The sequence below is a fragment of the Stenotrophomonas sp. STEN240 genome (genome assembly GCF_056756175.1).
Genome location: NZ_JBRRBO010000052.1, coordinates 1 through 19,641 on the forward strand (window position 1 = coordinate 1; position 19,641 = coordinate 19,641).

General features: G+C 64.0%; 18 protein-coding genes and 1 pseudogene. 12 read left to right on the forward strand and 7 right to left on the reverse strand.

Annotation, left to right across the window (positions count from 1 at the left end; all coding sequences use genetic code 11):
* Positions 1 to 194: 194 nt before the first annotated feature.
* Positions 195 to 2,474, reverse strand: coding sequence for an ATP-dependent Clp protease ATP-binding subunit ClpA (clpA, locus tag ACVOKO_RS16975; RefSeq protein ID WP_346500097.1), 2,280 nt, complete (start codon positions 2,472 to 2,474; stop codon positions 195 to 197).
* A 312-nt stretch (positions 2,475 to 2,786) separates the two neighbouring features.
* On the reverse strand, positions 2,787 to 3,107 hold the full coding sequence (gene clpS / locus ACVOKO_RS16980) for an ATP-dependent Clp protease adapter ClpS (RefSeq protein ID WP_282272346.1): 321 nt from the start codon (positions 3,105 to 3,107) through the stop codon (positions 2,787 to 2,789).
* Between the two features lie 104 nt (positions 3,108 to 3,211).
* Here clpS and ACVOKO_RS16985 point away from each other — a divergent pair, with 104 nt between their 5' ends.
* The 6 genes from ACVOKO_RS16985 (at position 3,212) to ACVOKO_RS17010 (ending at position 7,543) form a co-directional block, all read left to right on the forward strand.
* Positions 3,212 to 3,688 (forward strand): type III secretion system chaperone family protein, encoded by a 477-nt coding sequence (locus ACVOKO_RS16985; protein ID WP_346500099.1) that lies wholly within the window; start codon positions 3,212 to 3,214, stop codon positions 3,686 to 3,688.
* 2 nt (positions 3,689 to 3,690) lie between these two features.
* A complete protein-coding gene (locus tag ACVOKO_RS16990) occupies positions 3,691 to 4,155 on the forward strand; it encodes an NUDIX hydrolase (RefSeq protein WP_346500101.1) in 465 nt (154 codons plus the stop codon).
* A complete protein-coding gene (gene mnmA, locus ACVOKO_RS16995; RefSeq protein ID WP_346500103.1) occupies positions 4,152 to 5,273 on the forward strand; it encodes a tRNA 2-thiouridine(34) synthase MnmA in 1,122 nt (373 codons plus the stop codon). Before ACVOKO_RS16990 ends, mnmA begins: the two co-directional genes overlap by 4 nt.
* 9 nt (positions 5,274 to 5,282) lie before the next feature.
* Positions 5,283 to 5,897, forward strand: coding sequence for a high frequency lysogenization protein HflD (hflD, locus tag ACVOKO_RS17000; protein ID WP_346500105.1), 615 nt, complete (start codon positions 5,283 to 5,285; stop codon positions 5,895 to 5,897).
* Between the two features lie 127 nt (positions 5,898 to 6,024).
* Positions 6,025 to 7,215 carry a methyl-accepting chemotaxis protein gene (locus ACVOKO_RS17005; protein WP_346500108.1) on the forward strand — a complete coding sequence of 397 codons (1,191 nt, stop codon included), beginning with the start codon at positions 6,025 to 6,027 and terminating at the stop codon, positions 7,213 to 7,215.
* A 139-nt stretch (positions 7,216 to 7,354) separates the two neighbouring features.
* Positions 7,355 to 7,543 carry a hypothetical protein gene (locus ACVOKO_RS17010; protein WP_346500110.1) on the forward strand — a complete coding sequence of 63 codons (189 nt, stop codon included), beginning with the start codon at positions 7,355 to 7,357 and terminating at the stop codon, positions 7,541 to 7,543.
* Positions 7,544 to 7,968: 425 nt separating this feature from the next.
* On the opposite strand, the gene ACVOKO_RS17015 is transcribed toward ACVOKO_RS17010, so the two are convergent.
* Positions 7,969 to 10,743 carry a bifunctional diguanylate cyclase/phosphodiesterase gene (locus ACVOKO_RS17015; protein ID WP_346500144.1) on the reverse strand — a complete coding sequence of 925 codons (2,775 nt, stop codon included), beginning with the start codon at positions 10,741 to 10,743 and terminating at the stop codon, positions 7,969 to 7,971.
* A 405-nt stretch (positions 10,744 to 11,148) separates the two neighbouring features.
* Here ACVOKO_RS17015 and ACVOKO_RS17020 point away from each other — a divergent pair.
* A pseudogene (locus tag ACVOKO_RS17020) lies at positions 11,149 to 12,129 on the forward strand (sensor histidine kinase); the annotation flags it as partial.
* Between the two features lie 20 nt (positions 12,130 to 12,149).
* Positions 12,150 to 13,886 (forward strand): EAL domain-containing protein, encoded by a 1,737-nt coding sequence (locus ACVOKO_RS17025; protein WP_346500112.1) that lies wholly within the window; start codon positions 12,150 to 12,152, stop codon positions 13,884 to 13,886.
* 179 nt (positions 13,887 to 14,065) lie between these two features.
* Here ACVOKO_RS17025 and ACVOKO_RS17030 read toward each other — a convergent pair whose 3' ends face one another.
* From ACVOKO_RS17030 to flgA, 4 genes are all read right to left on the reverse strand, one after another.
* Entirely contained in the window at positions 14,066 to 15,286 is a 1,221-nt protein-coding gene (locus tag ACVOKO_RS17030; protein WP_430980807.1) for an ATP-binding protein, read from the reverse strand.
* Positions 15,287 to 15,372: 86 nt separating this feature from the next.
* Positions 15,373 to 15,705 carry a flagellar protein FlgN gene (locus ACVOKO_RS17035; protein ID WP_481558684.1) on the reverse strand — a complete coding sequence of 111 codons (333 nt, stop codon included), beginning with the start codon at positions 15,703 to 15,705 and terminating at the stop codon, positions 15,373 to 15,375.
* Positions 15,706 to 15,707: 2 nt separating this feature from the next.
* Entirely contained in the window at positions 15,708 to 16,010 is a 303-nt protein-coding gene (flgM, locus tag ACVOKO_RS17040; RefSeq protein ID WP_346500115.1) for a flagellar biosynthesis anti-sigma factor FlgM, read from the reverse strand.
* A 62-nt stretch (positions 16,011 to 16,072) separates the two neighbouring features.
* Positions 16,073 to 16,717, reverse strand: coding sequence for a flagellar basal body P-ring formation chaperone FlgA (gene flgA, locus ACVOKO_RS17045; RefSeq protein ID WP_346500117.1), 645 nt, complete (start codon positions 16,715 to 16,717; stop codon positions 16,073 to 16,075).
* A 114-nt stretch (positions 16,718 to 16,831) separates the two neighbouring features.
* Here flgA and ACVOKO_RS17050 point away from each other — a divergent pair, with 114 nt between their 5' ends.
* The 4 genes from ACVOKO_RS17050 (at position 16,832) to ACVOKO_RS17065 (ending at position 19,640) form a co-directional block, all read left to right on the forward strand.
* Positions 16,832 to 17,788 (forward strand): chemotaxis protein, encoded by a 957-nt coding sequence (locus ACVOKO_RS17050; RefSeq protein WP_346500119.1) that lies wholly within the window; start codon positions 16,832 to 16,834, stop codon positions 17,786 to 17,788.
* 327 nt (positions 17,789 to 18,115) lie between these two features.
* Complete coding sequence (gene flgB, locus ACVOKO_RS17055; protein ID WP_057628074.1) at positions 18,116 to 18,520, forward strand: flagellar basal body rod protein FlgB; 405 nt, start codon at positions 18,116 to 18,118, stop codon at positions 18,518 to 18,520.
* An 11-nt stretch (positions 18,521 to 18,531) separates the two neighbouring features.
* Positions 18,532 to 18,939, forward strand: coding sequence for a flagellar basal body rod protein FlgC (flgC, locus tag ACVOKO_RS17060; RefSeq protein WP_346500122.1), 408 nt, complete (start codon positions 18,532 to 18,534; stop codon positions 18,937 to 18,939).
* Between the two features lie 26 nt (positions 18,940 to 18,965).
* Entirely contained in the window at positions 18,966 to 19,640 is a 675-nt protein-coding gene (locus ACVOKO_RS17065; RefSeq protein WP_346500125.1) for a flagellar hook capping FlgD N-terminal domain-containing protein, read from the forward strand.
* Position 19,641 lies beyond the last annotated feature (1 nt).

Sequence of the window (19,641 nt, forward strand, 5' to 3'; positions counted from 1 at the left end):
CCGGGCGCGCCCCCCCCTGGGGGCGCTGCGGCTGCCCCGTCCCCCCCATGCGCGCCCTGGGCCGCCCACTACATGGAACCTCTGCCCTGCCGGAAGGGCCGCGCAAAACAAAACCCCGCACCTTTCGATGCGGGGTTTGTATGTACGGACAGCGGCCGAGCTTCGCGGCTCACGCCGCTCCCACACGAGCGGGTTTACACCGTTGCTGGCAGCAGGTGTTCCGGCTCGGACTCGGTTTCCACGATCAGTTCGCCGTCGCGGACATCGATGCTGACCTTGCCGCCGTTGGCCAATTTGCCGAACAGCAGCTCGTCGGCCAATGGGCGCTTCACCTTGTCCTGGATCACCCGGTGCATCGGGCGCGCACCCATGTCCGCGTCGAAGCCGTGCTGGGCCAGCCACTCGCGTGCAGCCGGGGTAGCCGACAGCGACACATGCTTGTCCTGCAGCAGCATCTCCAGCTCGATCAGGAACTTGTCCACCACCCGCAGGATGTGGCTGAAGCCCAGCGGCTGGAACTGCACCACCGCATCCAGGCGGTTGCGGAACTCCGGGGTGAAGCTCTTGCGGATCACTTCCATCGCGTCGGTGGCGTGGTTCTGCTTGGTGAAACCAATCGAACGACGCGCCGCCTGGGTGGCACCGGCATTGGTGGTCATCACCAGGATCACGTTCTTGAAGTTGGCTTCACGGCCGTTGGTATCGGTGAGCACGCCGCGGTCCATCACCTGCAACAGGATGTTGAAGATGTCCGGGTGCGCCTTCTCAACCTCGTCCAGCAACAGCACGCAGTGCGGGGTCTTGACGACTTTTTCGGTCAGCAGGCCGCCCTGGTCGAAGCCGACATAGCCCGGAGGGGCACCAATCAAGCGGCTGATCGAATGCGGCTCCATGTACTCGGACATGTCAAAACGCACCAGCTCGATGCCGAGCTGCAGCGCCAGCTGCCGGGTCACCTCGGTCTTGCCGACACCGGTGGGGCCGGCAAACAGGAAGTTGCCGATCGGCTTGTCCGGGCTGGCCAGCCCCGAACGCGACAGCTTGATCGCCGAGGTCAGCGATTCAATGCCCTGGTCCTGGCCGAAGATCACCATTTTCAGGTTGCGCTCCAGGTGCTGCAGCACATCCTTGTCACTGGCAGTGACCTGCTTGGCCGGGATCCGCGCCATCTTGGCAACGATGGTTTCGATTTCCTCGATATCGATGCGCTCCTTGCGCTGGCCTTCCGGCAACAGGCGCTGGCGCGCACCGGCCTCGTCGATCACGTCGATGGCCTTGTCCGGCAACAGACGGTCGGCGATATGCTTGACCGACAGGTCCACCGCCGCCTGCAAGGCATCGTCGGCATAGGTGACGCTGTGGTGGGCTTCGTACTTGGGGCGCAGGCCCTTGAGGATCTCGTAGGCCTCGCCAACGGTCGGCTCGACGATGTCGATCTTCTGGAAGCGCCGCGCCAGTGCACGATCCTTCTCGAAGATGCCGCGGTATTCCTGGAAGGTGGTCGAGCCGATGCAGCGCAGCTCGCCCGAGGCAAGTGCCGGCTTGATCAGGTTGGACGCATCCATGGTGCCACCGGAGGCCGAGCCGGCGCCGATGATGGTGTGGATTTCATCGATGAACAGCACCGAATTGGGGATCTTCTTCAGCGAGGTAATCACGCCCTTCAAGCGCTTTTCGAAGTCGCCACGGTACTTGGTGCCCGCTACCAGCGCGCCCAGGTCCAGCGAATAGATCACCGCATCGGCCAGTACGTCGGGCACTTCGCCATCGACGATGCGCTTGGCCAGGCCTTCGGCGATGGCGGTTTTGCCCACGCCGGCCTCGCCCACGTACAGCGGGTTGTTCTTGCGGCGGCGGCACAGTACCTGGATGGTGCGTTCAATCTCGTCACGGCGGCCGACCAGCGGGTCGATCCGCCCCGCCTTGGCCAATTCGTTGAGATTGCTGGCGAACTCGGCGAGCGAATCGCCCTTGCCTTCGCCATCGGCACCTTCGGCACGGCCCTCGCCTTCCAGCGGTGAGGACATCTCAGGGTCTTCGCCGGACTTACCCACCCCATGGGACAGGTAATTGACGACATCCAGCCGGGTCACATCCTGCTGATTGAGGTAGTAGACCGCATGCGATTCCTTCTCGCCGAAGATCGCCACCAGCACGTTGGCACCGGTGACCTCCTTCTTGCCCGAGGACTGCACGTGGTAGACGGCGCGCTGCAATACGCGCTGGAAGCCCAGCGTAGGCTGCGTGTCGCGCCCGTCGTCTTCGGCCAACAGCGAGACCGAGGCGTTGATCGCCTTCTCCAGCTCCCGCCCCAGGCGCTCCACGTCGGCGCCACATGCCTTGAGCACGGCCTGCGCGGAGGCGTTCTCCAACAAGGCCAGCAGTAGATGTTCAACCGTCATGTACTCGTGACGGGCCTCCCGGGCGCGCTTGTAGCACTGACCAATGGTCTGCTCGAGGTCTTTACTGAACATAAGGCACTCCGGTTGCGGTTGGAGACAATATGCGGCCTTGCATCGCTTTTTCCAGCACCCTAACCACGAAGATGTAGACGCTGCGTCAGCAATGGCTACAAAACTGCCATCGTCGTGAATTCGGCATTCAGTTTCGACGCCAGAACGGGCTTGTTACCCATCTTGTAGACAATCTGCAGGACGAATCGTTCCACTGCCGGTGAACCCGATAGGCGGCAACACAGCTGTTTTATCGCAGATACCGCCGCTGTGCGGTAGACAGGGGGCAACCCTGACGCGGCGGCCGGCAGCCTGCAGGCGCCGGCAGCAGGCTCACGCCCGCTCCATCGTGCACATCAGCGGGTGTTGGTTCATCCGCGAGAACTCGTTGACCTGCGCGACCTTGGTCTCGGCCACCTCGCGGGTATAGACGCCACAGATGCCGCGGCCACGGGTATGGACGTGCAGCATCACCTGGGTGGCCTTGTCCATGTCCATGGAAAAAAAGCTCTGCAGCACTGTCACCACGAAGTCCATCGGGGTGTAGTCGTCATTGAGCAGCATCACCTGGTACTGCGGCGGGGGCGCAACCTCGGGCTTGCCGGGGGCGACCAGCAGGCCATGTTCGCTATCGTGTTGGGTCTTCTGGGACATCATCCAATTATAGCCGGTCTGTGTGGCTGGCCTCTGACCATTGGACGCAGCCCCCCCTGCCCCCGCACAATTTGCAGGCTAACCAACCTTGCATAGGGGAAAACATGAAGAAGTCTGTAATCAGCATCGCCTTGCTGGCCCTGGCTACCGCCGCCGCTGGCAGCGCGTTCGCCGGTGAGCCGGACGCCGCCGTCGGCCGCGTCCTGGATACCCTCAAGTACAAGTACGAGGTGGACAGCGACGGCGACTACCAGCTGGTCTTTGAAATGGATGACGACCGTACCCAGCTGGTGTTCGTGCGTTCCAATGTCGAAACCTATGGCAGCCACAATGTTCGCGAAATCTGGTCGCCGGGCTACAAGTCCAGCAGCCCGCAGTTCCCGGCGCTGGTCGCCAACCGCCTGCTGGAAGACTCCAACGATTCCAAGCTCGGCGGCTGGGTGAAGCAGGGCGATGTGGCCATGTTCGTGGTCAAGGTGGACGCCAACGCCAGTTCCGAAGTCGTTTCCGATGCCATCGATGCGGCCGCCAAGAGCGCCGACGCGATCGAACTGGAAATGACGTCGAAGGACGAGTACTGAGCGTGAATGCTTTGCAGTCCCAGCGATGGGCGCCACATGTGACCGTGGCCACCGTGGTCTCCCGCGCCGGGCAGCTGCTGCTGGTGGAAGAAGAAAAAGGCGGCCGGCGGGTATTGAACCAGCCGGCAGGCCATCTGGAGCCGGGCGAAAGCCTGCTCGAGGCGGCGGTGCGTGAAACCCGCGAGGAAACCGGCTGGGATGTGCATCTCACCGGCTTCATTGGCACCTATCAGTGGACGGCGGGCGATGGCACGCCGTTCCTTCGCTTCGCCTTCGCCGCCGAGCCGCTGCAGCACCATCCCGAACAAGCACTCGATGTGGGCATCGTGCAGGCGCTGTGGATGAGCCCGGTGGCCTTGCAGGCTGACATGGCGCGGCTGCGCAGCCCGCTGGTCTGGCACACGATTTCCGACTGGTTGGCCGGGCAGCGTTACCCGCTTTCCATCGTGCGACAGGTGGCACCGTGAGTAATCCGAATATCGTGGTGGGCGTATCCGGCGGGGTGGACTCGTCGGTGGCCGCGCTCACCCTGGTCCAGCAAGGCCTGGATGTTGCCGGCCTGTTCATGCAGAACTGGGCTGACGATGGCAGCGGCCATTGCCGTGCCGAGGATGACCGTCGCGATGCGGTGGCCGTCTGCGGCCGCCTCGACATCCCCTTCCACTTCCGCGATTTCTCGACGGAGTACTGGCAGGGCGTGTTCGAGCACTTCCTGGCCGAGTACGCCGCCGGCCGCACGCCCAACCCGGACGTGCTGTGCAACCGCGAGGTCAAGTTCAAGCACTTCCTGGATGCCGCCCGCGAGCTGGGCGCCGAGCGCATCGCTACCGGCCACTACGCCCAGGTGGACCAGTCCGCTGGCCGCTGGCGGCTGTTGCGCGGCGCCGACCGCGGCAAGGACCAGAGCTATTTCCTGCATCAACTCGGGCAGGCCCAGCTTGCGGCCACCCTGTTCCCGATTGGCCACATGGAGAAGAGCGAGCTGCGCCGCATCGCCCGTGAGGCCGGCCTGCCGACTCATGCCAAGAAGGACTCCACCGGCATCTGCTTCATCGGCGAACGCGATTTCCGCGAATTCCTGGGCCAGTACCTGCCGGCCCGCGAAGGTGAGATCCAGGACCCCGATGGCCAGGTCATTGCCCGCCACCCCGGCGTGTTCTATTTCACCCTGGGCCAGCGCGAAGGCCTGAACATCGGCGGCGTGCGCGGGCGCCCTGCGGCGCCCTGGTTCGTGGTGGGCAAGGACGTTGCCCGCAACATCCTGTACGTCGACCAGGGCCACGACAGCCCTTGGCTGCAGTCGCAGTGGCTGCGCAGCGAAAGCATGCACTGGATTGCCGGCAGCCCGCCCGCGCGCCAGTTTGAATGCACCGCGCAGACCCGCTACCGGCAGCCGGACGAGGCCTGCACGGTGACGGTGCGCGATGATGGCACTCTGGACGTGCGTTTCGCGCGCCCGCAACGTGCCGTCACCCCGGGCCAATCGCTGGTCCTGTACGACGGTATGGAATGCCTGGGCGGCGCGGTGATCGCCGCAACCGATGCACCTTTGGAGCGCCGCCTGGCGGCTCCTGTTACCCCTTGAGAGATGACCATGACTTTTTCAATCGACGACCGCGTACTCGCCTTGGCCGGCATTGCCCAGGCCCTGCAGCAGGTGCGCCGCATCGCCGAAACCGGCCATTCTGAAAGTGCCATCGTGCGCACCGCGATGGACAGCGTGCTGCGTATTGACGCCACCTCGCCGGCGGCCGTGTACGGCAGCGCCACCCAGGTGGAGCCCGGCCTGCGCCTGCTGCGTGACTACTTCCGCAACCAGGGCAAGGATGACCTGCTGCCGCGGCTGGCGCTGTCGGTGATGCAGCTGGAACGCCGCTTCGTGCGTGAAGGCGCCACCGTCGACAAGGTCGAGGCCGGCATCCAGCGCGGCGCCGCCATTGCCCAGGAGCGTGGCGACTGCAGTCATCCGGACGTACTCAGTGCAATGGGCGCGCTGTACGCCGACACCATCAGCCAGCTCAAGCCGCGGATCATGGTGCAGGGCAATCCGCACTACCTGGGCCAGGCGATGGTGGTCTCGGAAATCCGTGCGCTGCTGCTGGCAGCGGTGCGTTCGGCGGTGTTGTGGCGCCAGCTGGGCGGTGCCTATTGGGATTTCCTGTTCTCCCGCAAGGCCATGCTCGAAGCCATCGAGCGCCGCCTGCGCTGAAACATGCCGGCCCGCCGCCAGCAGGCGCGCGGGCCCTGCATCGCAAAACCTCCGGGATTCACCGCAGCGGGCTAAAGACCCCCCGGCTACTGCCGATACTGCATTCGTGACTCTCCCGAGAACGTCCATGTATTCACGTATTGCAATCCGTTTGGCAGCCCCGCTGGTCCTCACCCTTCTGGTCGTGGTCGCTGCTGCCCTGTCCTGGCCTTCGGCAGCGCTGTGGGCGATTTTGACCACCATGGTGCTGAGCTGGCTGGTGTTTGCCTGGTGGAGCGTGCATACGCAAGCCCAGCGCTCGCCCGAACACGCCAAGGTGCTGAAGGAGCAGGACCAGCTGCTCAATGAACTGCGCAGCTTCGTCGGCAACGAGATCGACGGCTCGCGCAGCGAGATCGAACGCGCCCGCGAGCTGATCCGGCAGGCCGTCGGCGGCCTGGGTGGCAGCTTCGATGCGATGAGCCGCAAGTCGCGTCAGCAGAGCCAGGCGTTGGCCCGCATTGTCGACCGTGCCGGCGATGAAGGCGGTAGCGGCGTCGACGTGGCACGTTTCGCCCAGAACGCCAGCCATCAGATGGAACAGCTGGTGGAAGCGCTGGAACAGGTCAGCGGCCAGAGCAGCAACACCGTGCAGCACATCGATCAGATGGCGCAGCACCTGGATGGCATTTTTGCCCTGCTTGAAGACGTCAAGTCGATTGCCGACCAGACCAACCTGCTGGCCTTGAACGCCGCCATTGAAGCAGCGCGTGCCGGTGAAGCCGGTCGTGGCTTCGCGGTGGTGGCTGACGAAGTCCGCAACCTGTCCGAGCGCTCAACCACCTTCAACGAGCAGATCCGCAAGCTGGCCCACAGCTCCAAGGACGCCATTGCCAAGGTGCGCGAAACCGTCACCCACATGGCCTCGCGCGATATGGACCGGTCACGTGAGGCGCGTTCGGAAGCTGCCGCGATGCTGGACAGCGTGGCAGCGATCAACGCCTCGCTGGGCGATGGCATGCGTGAGATTTCCGAGTGCGGCCGGGCCATCGACGGCAGCGTCGCAGAAGCCGTGCGCGCCCTGCAGTTCGAGGACATCGCCACCCAGGCATTGGGCGGCGTGCATACCCATCTTGACCGCCTGGGTGCAATCAACCGCGAAGCGGTCGCCCTGCAGGAACTGCTGCATCGCAATGGCGGCGTGTTTGACGGCGAGATGATCACCGCCCTGCAACGCACCGGCAGCCGCCTGCGCGAAATGCGCGTGGAGTGGGAGCGTCCGCCACACAAGCCGGTGTCGCAGCAGAGCATGGGCGCAGGCACGGTGGAGTTGTTCTGAGTTCACCCGCATCCGTTCTGCATCCGAGCCCCGGTCCTTGGCCGGGGCTTTGCCGTTGCTGCAACCACGCTGATATATGCTGACACTTCGTTCCTCCGCCAACAGCAACGCCGAGCCAGCACCGCAGGCTGATGACGCCATGCCTCTTCCTACAGCCGCCAACGGCGTCTCGTTGAGCCGACGCGAACAACTCGCGCTGCTTGAACAGCATGCACAGCAGGAGCTGCTGGAGCTGCGTGCACGGCGCGACCAATCCCAGCGCCCCGACCAAGTCGAAGACGCCGATTGGCTGACAACCTGTATCGACTGGGACCTGTCCGTTCCCTGAAAAATCCCTGGCAGCGCTTGGCCGGGCCACATATCTTTGCGCACCAAGAATCTCTTGTAGGAGCGGCGTAAGCCGCGAAGCACAGAGATCGTCGGATGCTGACCTCTCAGCAACCCCGGCTTCGCGGCTTACGCCGCTCCTACATGCTATGAACACGCTGGCCCAGGTCAATGCAGAAGCAGCACAGAGCTGATGTTCTGCGGCCTTTCCCGGGCCACATGTCAGCACACCATGGTTATCTTGTAGGAGCGGCGTAAGCCGCGAAGCACAGAGATCGTCATATGCTGACCTGCCAGCAATCCCATCAATGCCAGCTTCGCGGATTACGCCGCTCCTACATCCAAACAGAAATACAACCAGAAAGACATGCAAAAAGCCCGGCTGCAGTTCATGCAGCCAGGCTTGGTTGTTGGCTTTGCCGACGATCAGTGGGTAGCGCTGATCGTCGCGATGGAGCCAAGATTCGGTAGCTCAAGCAACTCGCCCGGGCCACTGCGCAGCCACTGCACCATCTCGCGCGGCCGCAGCGGCCGCGAGAACAGATAGCCCTGCAACTCATCGCAACCCTGCTGGATCAGCATCGCCGCTTCGGCAGGGGTTTCCACGCCCTCGGCCACCACCCGCATGCCCAGCGCATGGCCAAGATGCACGATGGCCTGGGTAACCTCGGCAGTACCGGCATCGTGCAGCATTCCCTGCACGAAACTACGGTCGATTTTCAGCCTCTGCACCGGGAACCGATTGAGGTAGTGCAGGTTGGAGAAGCCGGTGCCGAAGTCGTCCACGGCCAGGGGGATGCCATGTTGCTCGAACACATCAAAGCACTGCCGCAGCGCGTCGGTATCGCGGATCAAGGCCGATTCGGTCAATTCCAGCTCCAGCCGCTGCGCGGGCCAGCCGGATTGCTGACAGATACTGACAACCCGCTCGGCAAAGCCGCGGTCACGCAACTGTAGTGCCGAGACATTGACCGCCACGCGATCGAACTGCAGGCCCGACTGCTGCCAGACCACTGCCTGACGGCAGACCTCCTGCAGCACCCAATCGCCGATATGGATGATTTCGCCGCACTTTTCGGCGATGGGGATGAACTCGGCCGGGTTGCAGGAGCCGATACGGCCGCTGTTCCAGCGCAGCAAGGCTTCGATGGACGGCACCGGGTCGCCGTTGGCATGCACCAGCGGCTGGTAGACCAGACTGAACTCGTCGCGCTCGACCGCGCCGTGCAGCGCATGCTCGATCTCGACCCGGCGCTGCGTGCGCGCCAGCGCGTCCTGGCTGTAGTACTGGTAGGTATTGCGTCCCGCTTCCTTGGCTGCATGCATGGCCGCATCGGCGGCACGCAGCAGGCTGTCGAAATCGCTGCGGCCCTCGTCCAGCAGTGCGATGCCGACGCTGGCACCGACCTTCAAGGTCGCGTCCTCGCGGTACAACGGCTCGGCCAGCGATGCGATCAACTTGCGCGCGACGTGCCCTGCGTCTTCGGGTTCCACCAGATTGCGCAGGATGACGATGAACTCATCGCCATTGAAACGGGCAAACAGGTCGGCATTGCGCAGGTTCTGGTGCAGGCGTGCCGCGGCCGCTTTCAACAACATGTCGCCGGTGGCATGGCCAAAGGTGTCATTGATGGTTTTAAAGCCATCCAGATCAATGAACAGCATCGCCAGGATGGCGCCACGTTCACGCGCCTCGATGATGGCCTCCGAGCCCTGCTCGCGCAGCAGCATGCGGTTGGGCAGACCGGTCAACAGGTCGTAATGGGCCAACAATTCCAGGCGTTCGTCGGCTTCGCGTTCGCGGGTGATATCGCGGAATAGAACCACGTAGCGCTCGGGCAGGCCTTCGCGCTGATCCAGTTCGATCAATACCTGCACCCACACCCGTTGCCCCGAGGGGCGGTAGAAACACAGGTCGAGCTGTTCGGGCAGCCCGCCTTCGGCAATGCGCAGCAGCGCTGCTTCAAAGCCGTCGCGCGAATCGGGGGTATACAGGTCCAGCGCCTGGTCGAGCGTGACCGGCGCTTTGCGCAGGCCGTGGATGCGATAGCACTCCTCGGTCCACTGCATCGCCCGCGTATCCACTTCGATCTCGCAACCGCCGATGCGGCCCAACGCCGATACGCGGTTGAGCAGCTCGGTGCGCCAGCGGATCAAGGCATCGGTGCGACGTTGGTTGCTGATGTTCTGGACCTGGCCCAGCACCCGCTGCAACACGCCCGCACTGTCGTAATCCAGTTCCACCCAGATGCGCAGCTGCTGCTGGGTCACCGGGTCCCTGCCCCAGGTCAGGTCGAAACTGCCGCCGGCCGCATCATCGAGCAGGCGCCGCCAGCTGCCAAACAAATGCCTGCGTGCTTCATTGGTAAGGATGCGCAGCCATTGGCGACCATTGGGCAATGCGGCGTCGCCCCATCCAATGGCGGCGGCAAATTCGTCAGACCACTGCACGCGACCGCGCTGTGGTTCCCATACCCAGCTGCCCATGCCAGCGACGCGCTGTGCCCGCTGCAACAAGGCCTGCTGCGACCGCAACTCGTCTTCCAATGATTTTTGCTGCTGGATGTCGGTATAGGTGCCGACCATGCGCAACGGCTGGCCGTCGCCGGCACGGGTGATGACCTGCCCACGATCGAGTACCCAATGCCAGCTGCCATCGGCCTGACGCAGCCGGAACTGGCAGGCGAACGGTACCTGCGGGTCGTGCAGGTGGGCGGCAATGGCCTGCCGCAATTGCAGTTGATCCTCGGGGTGGACCTCATCGAGCAACCCCATACCTGTTGGTACGGGCGAGTTGTTGTGTGCCGGTGCGGTGCGGGAAATCGCATCGCCGACGATATCCCAGTCCCACAGGCTATGACCTGCCGACTGCATCGCGATGGTCCAACGGGCATTGCGTGCCTCGGTGTCACTGGCCACCGAGTACAGATAGCCCAGCGGTGCAGCCGCAGGTGATTGCACGCTGCTGAGCCAGCCTTCGAGCCGGCTGCCCTCGCCAGGCAATGGGCACGCCACAGCGTCCTGGTGGGCGAGTTGCTGGCGTGCGCCAGTCAATTGCTGGCAATAACGTGACAGGCGTTCGGGCAGGCCCAGCTCGCGGGCCATGGCATTGGCAGCCAATGGCTGCCCATCCGTATCCAGCAGCACGACGGCTGCGTTCAACGGGTGACGAAGCAGGCTAGCTATGACGCCGCGATCCACGCGCTCTATCTCCATGCCCGACAAACCGGGGACTCAATCGATAACGGCACCGCGTCGGCAGAATTGAGCACTTCGTCGCGCGCATTGTGCACAAGCGGCTAAGATGACGCCGACGCTCGCTCCAAATCCCCACCCATCATGCAAGCCGATCCGGCCCCCGCTGACTCTGCGCCCGTGCCTGCACCGCTCCCGCTGCGGCGCTCTGGCTTGTTCTGGCTGCTTGGCCTGACCCTTGTACTGACCTTTGCCATGGCCGGCGTGCTGCTGATGGGCAGCGGCGCTGCCGCGTTGCAGCTGAAATTTGTGACGGTTATCACGCTCACTCTTTGCCTGTCGTTGTCGGCGTTGGCTTGGCGACTCTGCGCGATGAGCGCATTACGTACCGCGCCGCAGCGCCCGCCGCACGAGTTCGAACAACTCGCGGCGCTTCTGCCCGATGGCGTGATGATTGCCGATGGCAATACCGTTCTTTATGCCAATCCTGCCGCCAGCAGCATTCTGGGCATAGGTGATGGCCACGCCGACAATGCCACGCCACTGCTGGCAAACCTGGGCGCGCATGCGCCCACTGCAGACAACAGTGAAGTGCCAGTGCAGCTGTGCCGGATTGGCGGCGAGCCCTTCCATGCCGTGGTCATCACCCAGCAACTCCAATACGCCGGCCGCGCCTGCCAGCTGTTTGTGATCCGCGACCTGAGCGAACTGGAACATGGCCGCGCTGCCCTGGCAGCCAGCAATGGCGAGCTGCAGGCCATGGCTGGGCGACTGTTCTCATTGCAGGAAGACGAACGCCGCTCGATCTCACGCGACCTGCATGACGACATCGGCCAGGCCATCACCGCGATGAAGCTGGCCGCCTGTGCAGCCCGCGACGAGGACAATACGGCCCGCCGGCAGGACGATATCGACCAGATCATCGAGTTGGCCGACACCACGGTGATCAAGCTGCGCAACCTGTCGATGCTGCTGCGCCCACCGCAACTCGATGCGCTGGGCCTGGAAGCAGCGCTGCGCTGGCAGGCAGGTCTGCTGTTCCGCTCCACCGATGTGGAGCTGCTGCTGGACGTGAGCGCTTTGCCGCGACGGCCCAGCAACGAGGTGGAACAGGCCTGCTTCCGTATTGCCCAGGAGAGCCTGACCAACGCATTGCGTCACGCCTGTGCAAGCCAGGTATCGCTGTCGCTGCGTGACAGCAGCCAGGGCGATCTGCACCTGCAGGTGGTGGACGATGGCGAAGGCTTTGATCCGGCCGGCCCGCGTGGTCTGGGCATGATCGTCATGCGCGAACGTGCGCAGAGTGCCGGCGGCAGCCTGCATATTGAAACCGCACCGGGTGCAGGCACCCGGATTGATCTACGTCTACCCTATGCGGTAACCGCACCGTGATGCCCCAAGGACCCCGCCCGATGTGGACTGCCAACCCTGCCTCTTCCGGTGACCGCGGCGACGCGCGACCCGCTCGTCTGGGCGCTGGCAATCCGGAGCTGGCAACCCTGGTGGACGCAGCCAACCGCACCGGCACCTCGTTGATGCTGCTGCACCTGGATATCGACCACTTCGCCTCGGTCAACGAAAACATGAGCGCCGAAGTCGGCGACCAGGCCCTGGTGTTGATTGCCGAACGCCTGCGCGGCTTCATTGGCGACCGCGGCAGGCTGTGGCGGCATGGCAGCGATGAATTCCTGATCGCGGTACCGCGTACCAGCCAGACCCAGTCACCGGAGGACTTCGCCGAGCAGGTGCGCCAGCAGATCGAACTGCCGCTGTCCGTATTGCCGTACACCCTGTTCCTTACCGCCAAGATTGGCGTCGGCCTGTGCCCGGAACATTCCAATACCGCAACCGGCGTGCTGGACCTGGCCGAGGATGCCCTGCACCAGGCCGGCCGCGAAGGCGGCAATGCCGTGCATGTGCACGTGCTGCACAAACCCAGCAGCGCCCACAGTGAGAGCATCATCTCGCGTCAGCTGGTGGATGCCATCGACAACGGCGAGCTGCGCCTGCGCTACCAGCCGCTGGTCAGCGCCCGCGATGGCCACGTCATGGGCATGGAAGCGCTGCTGCGCTGGCAGTCCCCTACCCTCGGCATGCTGGTACCCGAGCGTTTCATGCGCACCGCCGAACGCCTGGGCATCATTGTGCAGATCGGTGCCTGGGTGCTGGAAATGACCCTGCGCCAAGCCAAGGTATGGCGCGACCAGGGCTTTGAAGATTTCAACGTGGCGGTCAACGTCTCCACGCTGCAGTTGCTGCGGCCGAACTTCTTCACCGAAGTGATGGCGATGCTGCAGTCCATCGGCGTGCCGGCGCGCATGCTGACCTTGGAAATCAACGAAAGCGCGTTGACCAACAACGTCAACTTCGTCCATGAAACGTTGGCCAACCTGCGCAACGAAGGCATCAGCCTGTGCCTGGACAATTTCGGTACCGGCGACTCCAGCTTGAGTGCGCTGGTCCGCTACCCGGTGGACAAGCTCAAGATCGACCGCAGCTTCATCAAGAGCGCCCCTGCCGCCAACCGTGAGGCGGCGATCAGTCGCGCCATCATCGCCATGGGCCACCAACTCGGCATGACGGTCATTGCCAATGGCGTGGAGTCACAGGCGCAATTGGGGTTCCTGCGACGCAATGACTGCGATGTATTCCAGGGCTATCTGTTTGGCGAACCGATGTCGGTCGACGCCGCCGGCATGACCCTGCGCCGCCGTTACCTGCGCCCGGAAGCGTTCGCGGAAACCCGCCCCGACCGCACCTTGTTGCTGCTTGATGACGAGGAAAACGTGCTGCGCTCGCTGGTGCGCCTGTTCCGCCGCGACGGCTACCGCATCCTGGCGGCTGGCAATGTGCGTGACGCCTTTGACCTGCTGGCGATCAACGATGTGCAGGTGATCCTGTCCGATCAGCGCATGAGCGACATGAGCGGCACCGAGTTCCTGGGCCGGGTGAAGATGCTCTACCCCGACACCATCCGCCTGGTGCTGTCCGGCTATACCGACCTCAACACCGTCACCGACGCGATCAACCGCGGCGCAATCTACCGTTTCCTGACCAAACCATGGAACGACGACGACCTGCGCGAACACATCCGCCAGGCCTTCCGTACCCATGACGAGAAACAAGGTGTGAGCGCCTCGCAGGCCTAACGCAGCGCCCTGTCAGCGCTTGTGGGAGCGGCGTAAGCCGCGAAGCCACTGATGCCGCAGTGCCCGTATTCCGGGTGCTGCGGCAGAGCTACCCAAAAGGGCCCGTGAAATTGCAGACGCCGCATCCACGGACACGGCGCCAGCTTCGCGGCTGACGCCGCTCCCACAAGACCAGCGGCTTACTTCGGCTGCCGGGTAGGCAGCACAATGCGGAAGCAGGAGCCTTCGCCCACCGTGCTTTCCAGATCAATGCGGCCGTGGTGCTTGTTGATGATGCCGTAGGAGATCGACAGGCCCAGCCCGGTGCCACTGCCTACAGGCTTGGTGGTGAAGAAGGGATCGAAGATGCGCTGGCGCAATTCCGGCGAAATGCCTGCGCCGTTGTCCTTGAACTCGACCCAGACTTCATCGCCGTTGACGCCGGTGCTGACCACGATATTGCCGCGATCGGCAATCGCATGGCCGGCGTTGAGCAGCAGGTTCATGTAGACCTGGTTCAACTCCGAGGGCAGGCATTCAATCATCGGCAGCTCGCCGTATCGGCGCTCCAGCGTGACCTTGTACTTGAGCTCGTTCCAGATGATGTTGATGGTCGATTCAAGCCCGGCATGCAGGTCGACCAGCTTCCATGACTCATCGCGCCCGGAATACGAGAAATCCTTGAGATCGCGCACGATCCGGGTAACCCGCTCGATGCCTTCGCGCGATTCGGCCATCAGCTGTGGCAGGTCGCGGCTGATGAAATCAATGTCCAGCCGGTCGCGGATATCGTCGATTTCAGGGATCAACGCTTTGGGATCCGGCGCCCGCAAGGCCCGCTCATAGGCTTCGATCACGGTGAACAGGCTGCGCAGATATTCCTGCAGGCTGCCCAGGTTGGAGTGGACGTAGCCGATGGGATTGTTGATCTCGTGCGCCACGCCCGCCGCCAGCTGGCCGATGGAGGCCATCTTCTCCGACTGCAGCAGTTTTTCCTGGGTGCCGTTCAAGCGCAGATAGGCCTGGCGCAGCTCGGCATGGCGCTGCTGCAACTCGCGCTCGTAGTCTTCCGGGCCATCAATATGCTGGAACAGGGCCAGGAATGCTTCCCCGCCCGCATCACTGTGTTGATGCAGGTGCAGGGTAATGACCCGCTCCCCGATCGGCAGGCTGCCGATCCAGCTGCCTGTCTCACGCGCCTGCGACATGGCGTACGGCGGCAGCAGGGCTTCCAGCTGGCGGCCAAGATCAAGGCTGCCGCCGGTATCGACGCCGAACAGCTCGCGCACGAGGCCGTTGGCGACACTTACCTCGAATTTGCCGTTGAATACCAACATGCCCTGCTGGACCCGCTCGCCCAGTGCCCTCAACGTGGCAGACGAGGGGGTGGGCAGGAGAATGGAGCTGTCGATCTGGGTCACGGCGGCCGATACAACGTAGGAACGGACCGCCACTATAGCCGGATGCGTGCATCCGGTAGCGGCACTGGTGCCGCCTTTCCCACAGCTCAGGCGACGGCCAGGGGCCGCCGCGAATGGACCGTCTGAGCCTGGCCCTTGGCATCGTAGGCCGGTGCGTTCTCACTGCGACCAAGCTGACGCAGGGCCCAGTTGACCTCACGGCGGCGGCGCGCAAGCAATACGCCGTTGGCATGATTGCGTTCGGCCAGCTCCTTGAGCCGCTCGGCCTGGTGCAACGGCGGCTGCCGCTCCAGCTCGCGCAGGGCGTCCAGCTTCCTGCCGGTGGCCGCAACCAGCGCAGGCACGTCGTGCTCGGCGAGGGCACGCTGCTCGCGGTCCAGCGCTTCACTCAAGCGCTGCAACGGGTCGCCCATGCTCAGGTTCATCCCTGCAACTGCTGGTCCAGGCCCAGCATGCGGGTGGCGATGGCATCGGGATTGATCTTGTAGCTGCCGTTCTCCAGCGCCTCGCGTACAGCCTGCACGCGGGCCTGGTCAATTGCCGGGGCGGCACTGAGCTCGCGCTGCACGGCCTGCAGCTGGGTAGCTTCGCCAGTCAGGCGCACGCTGTCGGCAGCCTCAACCGGCTTGGGCTTGGCGTCGCCTGCGGCGGCCACCTTGGTGTTGATCGCCACGCTGCGCAGCTGCGCTGCGGCTGCAATACCACCGTCGATTTTCTGGCTCATGTGATGGAGTCCTGATTCGGTTCAAAAACGATAACGGCAGTGCCGGGCGGATCTTTAGCGATTTATCGACTTACAAGTACATCCCCGCCCGGGGTGGCGGTACCTTGCATTACCCGGCGTGAAGACAGGTTCTCGACCGAGACCCGCTCGCCCTCGCCCGCATCCCCCAGCGCCCGCCCAGCCATGCGTACCTCAACCCCGCCCCGGCGTGAAACCAGCGCCACATTATCGCCGCGGCGGACCGTACGCGGCGCCACCAGGTCGGTCGCCGAGAGCAGGCTGCCGGCGCTCAATGCGCGCCGCGCCACCCGCCCCACTGCAGCTTCTGGCTTGAGCAGCACGGCGCCGGCCAGCCGTGCGGTGTCACGTTTTACGCTGCTTATATCGGCCGCTGCCAGCACTTCTCCAGCCGCCACGCCACGGCTCAGGACCAGCACCTGCTGCTCCCGCCGGACTTTGACCGGCACGAACAGGCGCCAGCCACCGGCCTGCGGGCAGGCCACCTCCACCGTGGTATTGGCCGTGGCCTTGGCCTGCAACGGCTGTGTGCAGGCGGGCAGACGCAGGTTGGCATCCACCTGCGCCTCGCCACTCTCACCGGCAGCCAGCGTCGCCAGCGCCGCCGCACGGATCGTATCCACGGGCTGGAAGGCTGCCGCCCAGGCCCACGCAGGCAGCAACAGGCAGAAGGAAAGGAGTAAGCGCATCAGCGGCAGCCACCCGGTCTTTGAAAAGGTTCGCAGGCAGCGTTGCAAGTGCCGTGCCATTGCGACCGGTCACCAGCACTCAAGTTGTCGGCCCCTGCCGCCGATACAGCAACCATGTCACAAGACCTGCTCAACCGAATTGACCAGCGCACCCGGCTGGCCGGCCATAACCGCCTTGCCCTGCTGCTGTTCCGCCTTGGCGGCCGTCAGCTTTTTGGCGTGAACGTCTTCAAGGTGCAGGAAGTACTGCGCCGCCCTGCCCTGTTCCAGGTTCCCGGGCTGCCCGCGCAGTTTGCCGGCGTGGCCGATGTGCGTGGCCGCTCGGTACCGGTGCTGGACCTTGGCCTGGCAATCGGCCACCCCGAGCGCGAGCCCGAGGCCGATACGGCGCCCGGCTACCTGGTAGTGACCGAGTTCAACCGCTCGGTACAGGGCTTCCTGGTCAGCGGGGTCGAGCGGATCGTCAATATCGCGGTGGAGGACATCCACCCGCCGCCGGAGTTGGGCGCTGAATCGACCTATCTGACTGCCGTTACCCGCTTCCAGGGTGAGTTGATCCAGGTGATCGACGTCGAAAGCGTGCTCGCCGACATTGCCCAGGTCCGCAGTGAGGCGGTGCTGGACCCGTCCATGGCGCTTCCCGCCGACGCCCCGCCGATGCAGGTGCTGGTGGTGGATGACTCGCGCGTCGCACGGCAACAGATCCGCAGCGTACTGGATCAGCTGGGCGTAACCGCCACCCTGCTTTCCGATGGCAAGCAGGCGCTGGAGCATCTGCTGCAGATCCATGCGGCAGGCGAAAATCCGGCCGAACGTTACGCCATGGTCATCTCCGACATCGAGATGCCGGCCATGGACGGCTATACGCTTACGACGGAAATCCGCCGCCACCCAGGGCTGGCCGGCCTTTACGTGCTGCTGCATACCTCCCTGTCGGGCGTATTCAACAACGCCATGGTGGAACGGGTTGGCGCCAATGCCTTCGTGGCCAAATACAGCCCGCATGAGCTGGCCGACTTCGTACTGCAGCGGCTGCGGCATGTGGCTGAGACGCAGTACGCGTACAGCTGATCTGTAGTGCGGCTCAAAGGTCTGCTGAGGCGGTGCTGACACGTCCGCCGGCATAAGCATCTCGGGGCAGGCCCCTGCCGAGCATGGCTCGGCACTACCTCAGGGCCGGAATGCCCCTGCCGAGCATGGCTCGGCACTACCGCTCTTGCTCCCTCCCTTTGGCCGAAGGCCAAGGGGAGGGCTGGGGAGGGGTTGGCCCTTTGCGGGCTGAAGCGGCGCCAGCTTCGCGGCTTGCGCCGCTCCTACGGCTCGGCCTGCCCCGGCATCCCATCCGGTTCTGGCACAGGTTTTGCAGCTTCCCCGGCAACGTTCCGTGGGAGCTTCCACATGGCCAACCTGTTTTCCGACTACCTAGGCATCCACGCGCAGGCGATGCCGTTGCGCGAGCAGCGCATGAAGCTGATCGCCAGCAATCTGAGCAATGCCGACACGCCGGGCTACAAGGCCCGCGACCTGGACTTCGACGCTGCCCTGCGCAATGCACAGGGCGCAACCAGCGGCAATGGCCTGCTAAATACCACCGCCGAACAGCATTACGCGATCGGCGGCAGCGCTGGGCTCAACCCGTTCCAGATACTGCGCGAGGGTGCGCAGCCCAGCCTGGACGGCAATACCGTTGATCCGGATACCGAACGCGCCGCCTACGGCCGCGCCGCGCTGGAATATCGCGCCTCGCTCAGCTTCGTCGAGTCCAAGGTGAAAACCATGCTCACCGCGATCACCGGTCAATAAGGAAACGCGCCATGAGCAATCTGCCCATTTTTGATATCGCCGGCTCCGCGCTCAAAGCGCAGTCGGTGCGCATGAGCACCATCGCCTCCAACCTGTCCAACGCCGATTCCATCGCCGGTTCGCCACAGGCGGTCTACAAGCCGTTGGAGCCGATCTTCCAGGCCGTCACCAGCCGTACCGATCCCAACCTGACCGGCGTGCAGGTCAAGGAGATCGCACAGAGTGATGCGCCGCCGATCAAACGCTATGAACCCAATCATCCGCTGGCCGATGGCGAGGGCTACGTGTATTCGCCCGACGTCGATCCGGTGGCGCAGATGGTCAACCTCATCTCCACCTCGCGCAATTACCAGGCCGGCGTGGAAATGCTCAGCACGGCCAAGGAGCTTGCCTTGGCCACGCTGACCATGGGCCGCTGAGCCCCCTCCCCCAGGAATTTGCCGACATGAGCACCAGCGTCAACTCCGATCTTTACAGTTCGCTCGGGCTTACCGCCCCGAACAGCGCCACCAAAACCAAGGACAAAAGCGCACTTGACCAGGCCGACTTCCTGAAGCTGATGACCACCCAGCTGCAGCATCAGGACCCGACCAAGCCAATGGACAACAGCCAGATGGTGGCGCAGATGGCGCAGCTGTCCACCGTGCAGGGCATCACCGATCTGAATACCTCGGTGAAGGGCTTCCAGCAGTCCATGGCCAGCGACCAGGTACTACGCGGCGCGGCTCTGGTTGGCCATGAAGTAATGGTGCCCTCGACCAAGGTTGCTCTGGAGGCCGAAGGTGGCACCAGCGGCACCGTTGCGGCGCCATCGGCCGGCTCGGTCACGGTCGACATCACCGACGCCAACGGTTTGAAGGTCAATCAGTTGACCGTGCCAGCCGACGCCGCTGGCGAGGTCGCCTTCCAGTGGGATGGCACCAATGCCGATGGCAAGCGCATGCCGGCGGGCAGCTATACCGTCACCGCTACCCATACCGACAGCGCAGGCGCGCAGAGCAAGCTCAACACCTATGTGCAGGCAGAAGTGGAAAGCGTGACGGTGGGAACCGATGGCCTGTACCTGAATCTCAAGGGGCTGGGCACTGCCCCGCTCGACTACGTGCTCCGCGTCAGCTGAG

Coding starts and splice junctions, on each gene's coding strand:
- ACVOKO_RS17005 (WP_346500108.1), top strand. CDS start 6,025: ATGTATTCACGTATTGCAATCCGTTTGGCAGCCCCGCTGGTCCTCACC.
- clpS (WP_282272346.1), bottom strand. CDS start 3,107: ATGTCCCAGAAGACCCAACACGATAGCGAACATGGCCTGCTGGTCGCC.
- ACVOKO_RS17065 (WP_346500125.1), top strand. CDS start 18,966: ATGAGCACCAGCGTCAACTCCGATCTTTACAGTTCGCTCGGGCTTACC.
- ACVOKO_RS16985 (WP_346500099.1), top strand. CDS start 3,212: ATGAAGAAGTCTGTAATCAGCATCGCCTTGCTGGCCCTGGCTACCGCC.
- ACVOKO_RS17010 (WP_346500110.1), top strand. CDS start 7,355: ATGCCTCTTCCTACAGCCGCCAACGGCGTCTCGTTGAGCCGACGCGAA.
- flgC (WP_346500122.1), top strand. CDS start 18,532: ATGAGCAATCTGCCCATTTTTGATATCGCCGGCTCCGCGCTCAAAGCG.
- flgA (WP_346500117.1), bottom strand. CDS start 16,717: ATGCGCTTACTCCTTTCCTTCTGCCTGTTGCTGCCTGCGTGGGCCTGG.
- ACVOKO_RS17025 (WP_346500112.1), top strand. CDS start 12,150: ATGTGGACTGCCAACCCTGCCTCTTCCGGTGACCGCGGCGACGCGCGA.
- flgB (WP_057628074.1), top strand. CDS start 18,116: ATGGCCAACCTGTTTTCCGACTACCTAGGCATCCACGCGCAGGCGATG.
- flgM (WP_346500115.1), bottom strand. CDS start 16,010: ATGAGCCAGAAAATCGACGGTGGTATTGCAGCCGCAGCGCAGCTGCGC.
- hflD (WP_346500105.1), top strand. CDS start 5,283: ATGACTTTTTCAATCGACGACCGCGTACTCGCCTTGGCCGGCATTGCC.
- ACVOKO_RS17050 (WP_346500119.1), top strand. CDS start 16,832: ATGTCACAAGACCTGCTCAACCGAATTGACCAGCGCACCCGGCTGGCC.
- clpA (WP_346500097.1), bottom strand. CDS start 2,474: ATGTTCAGTAAAGACCTCGAGCAGACCATTGGTCAGTGCTACAAGCGC.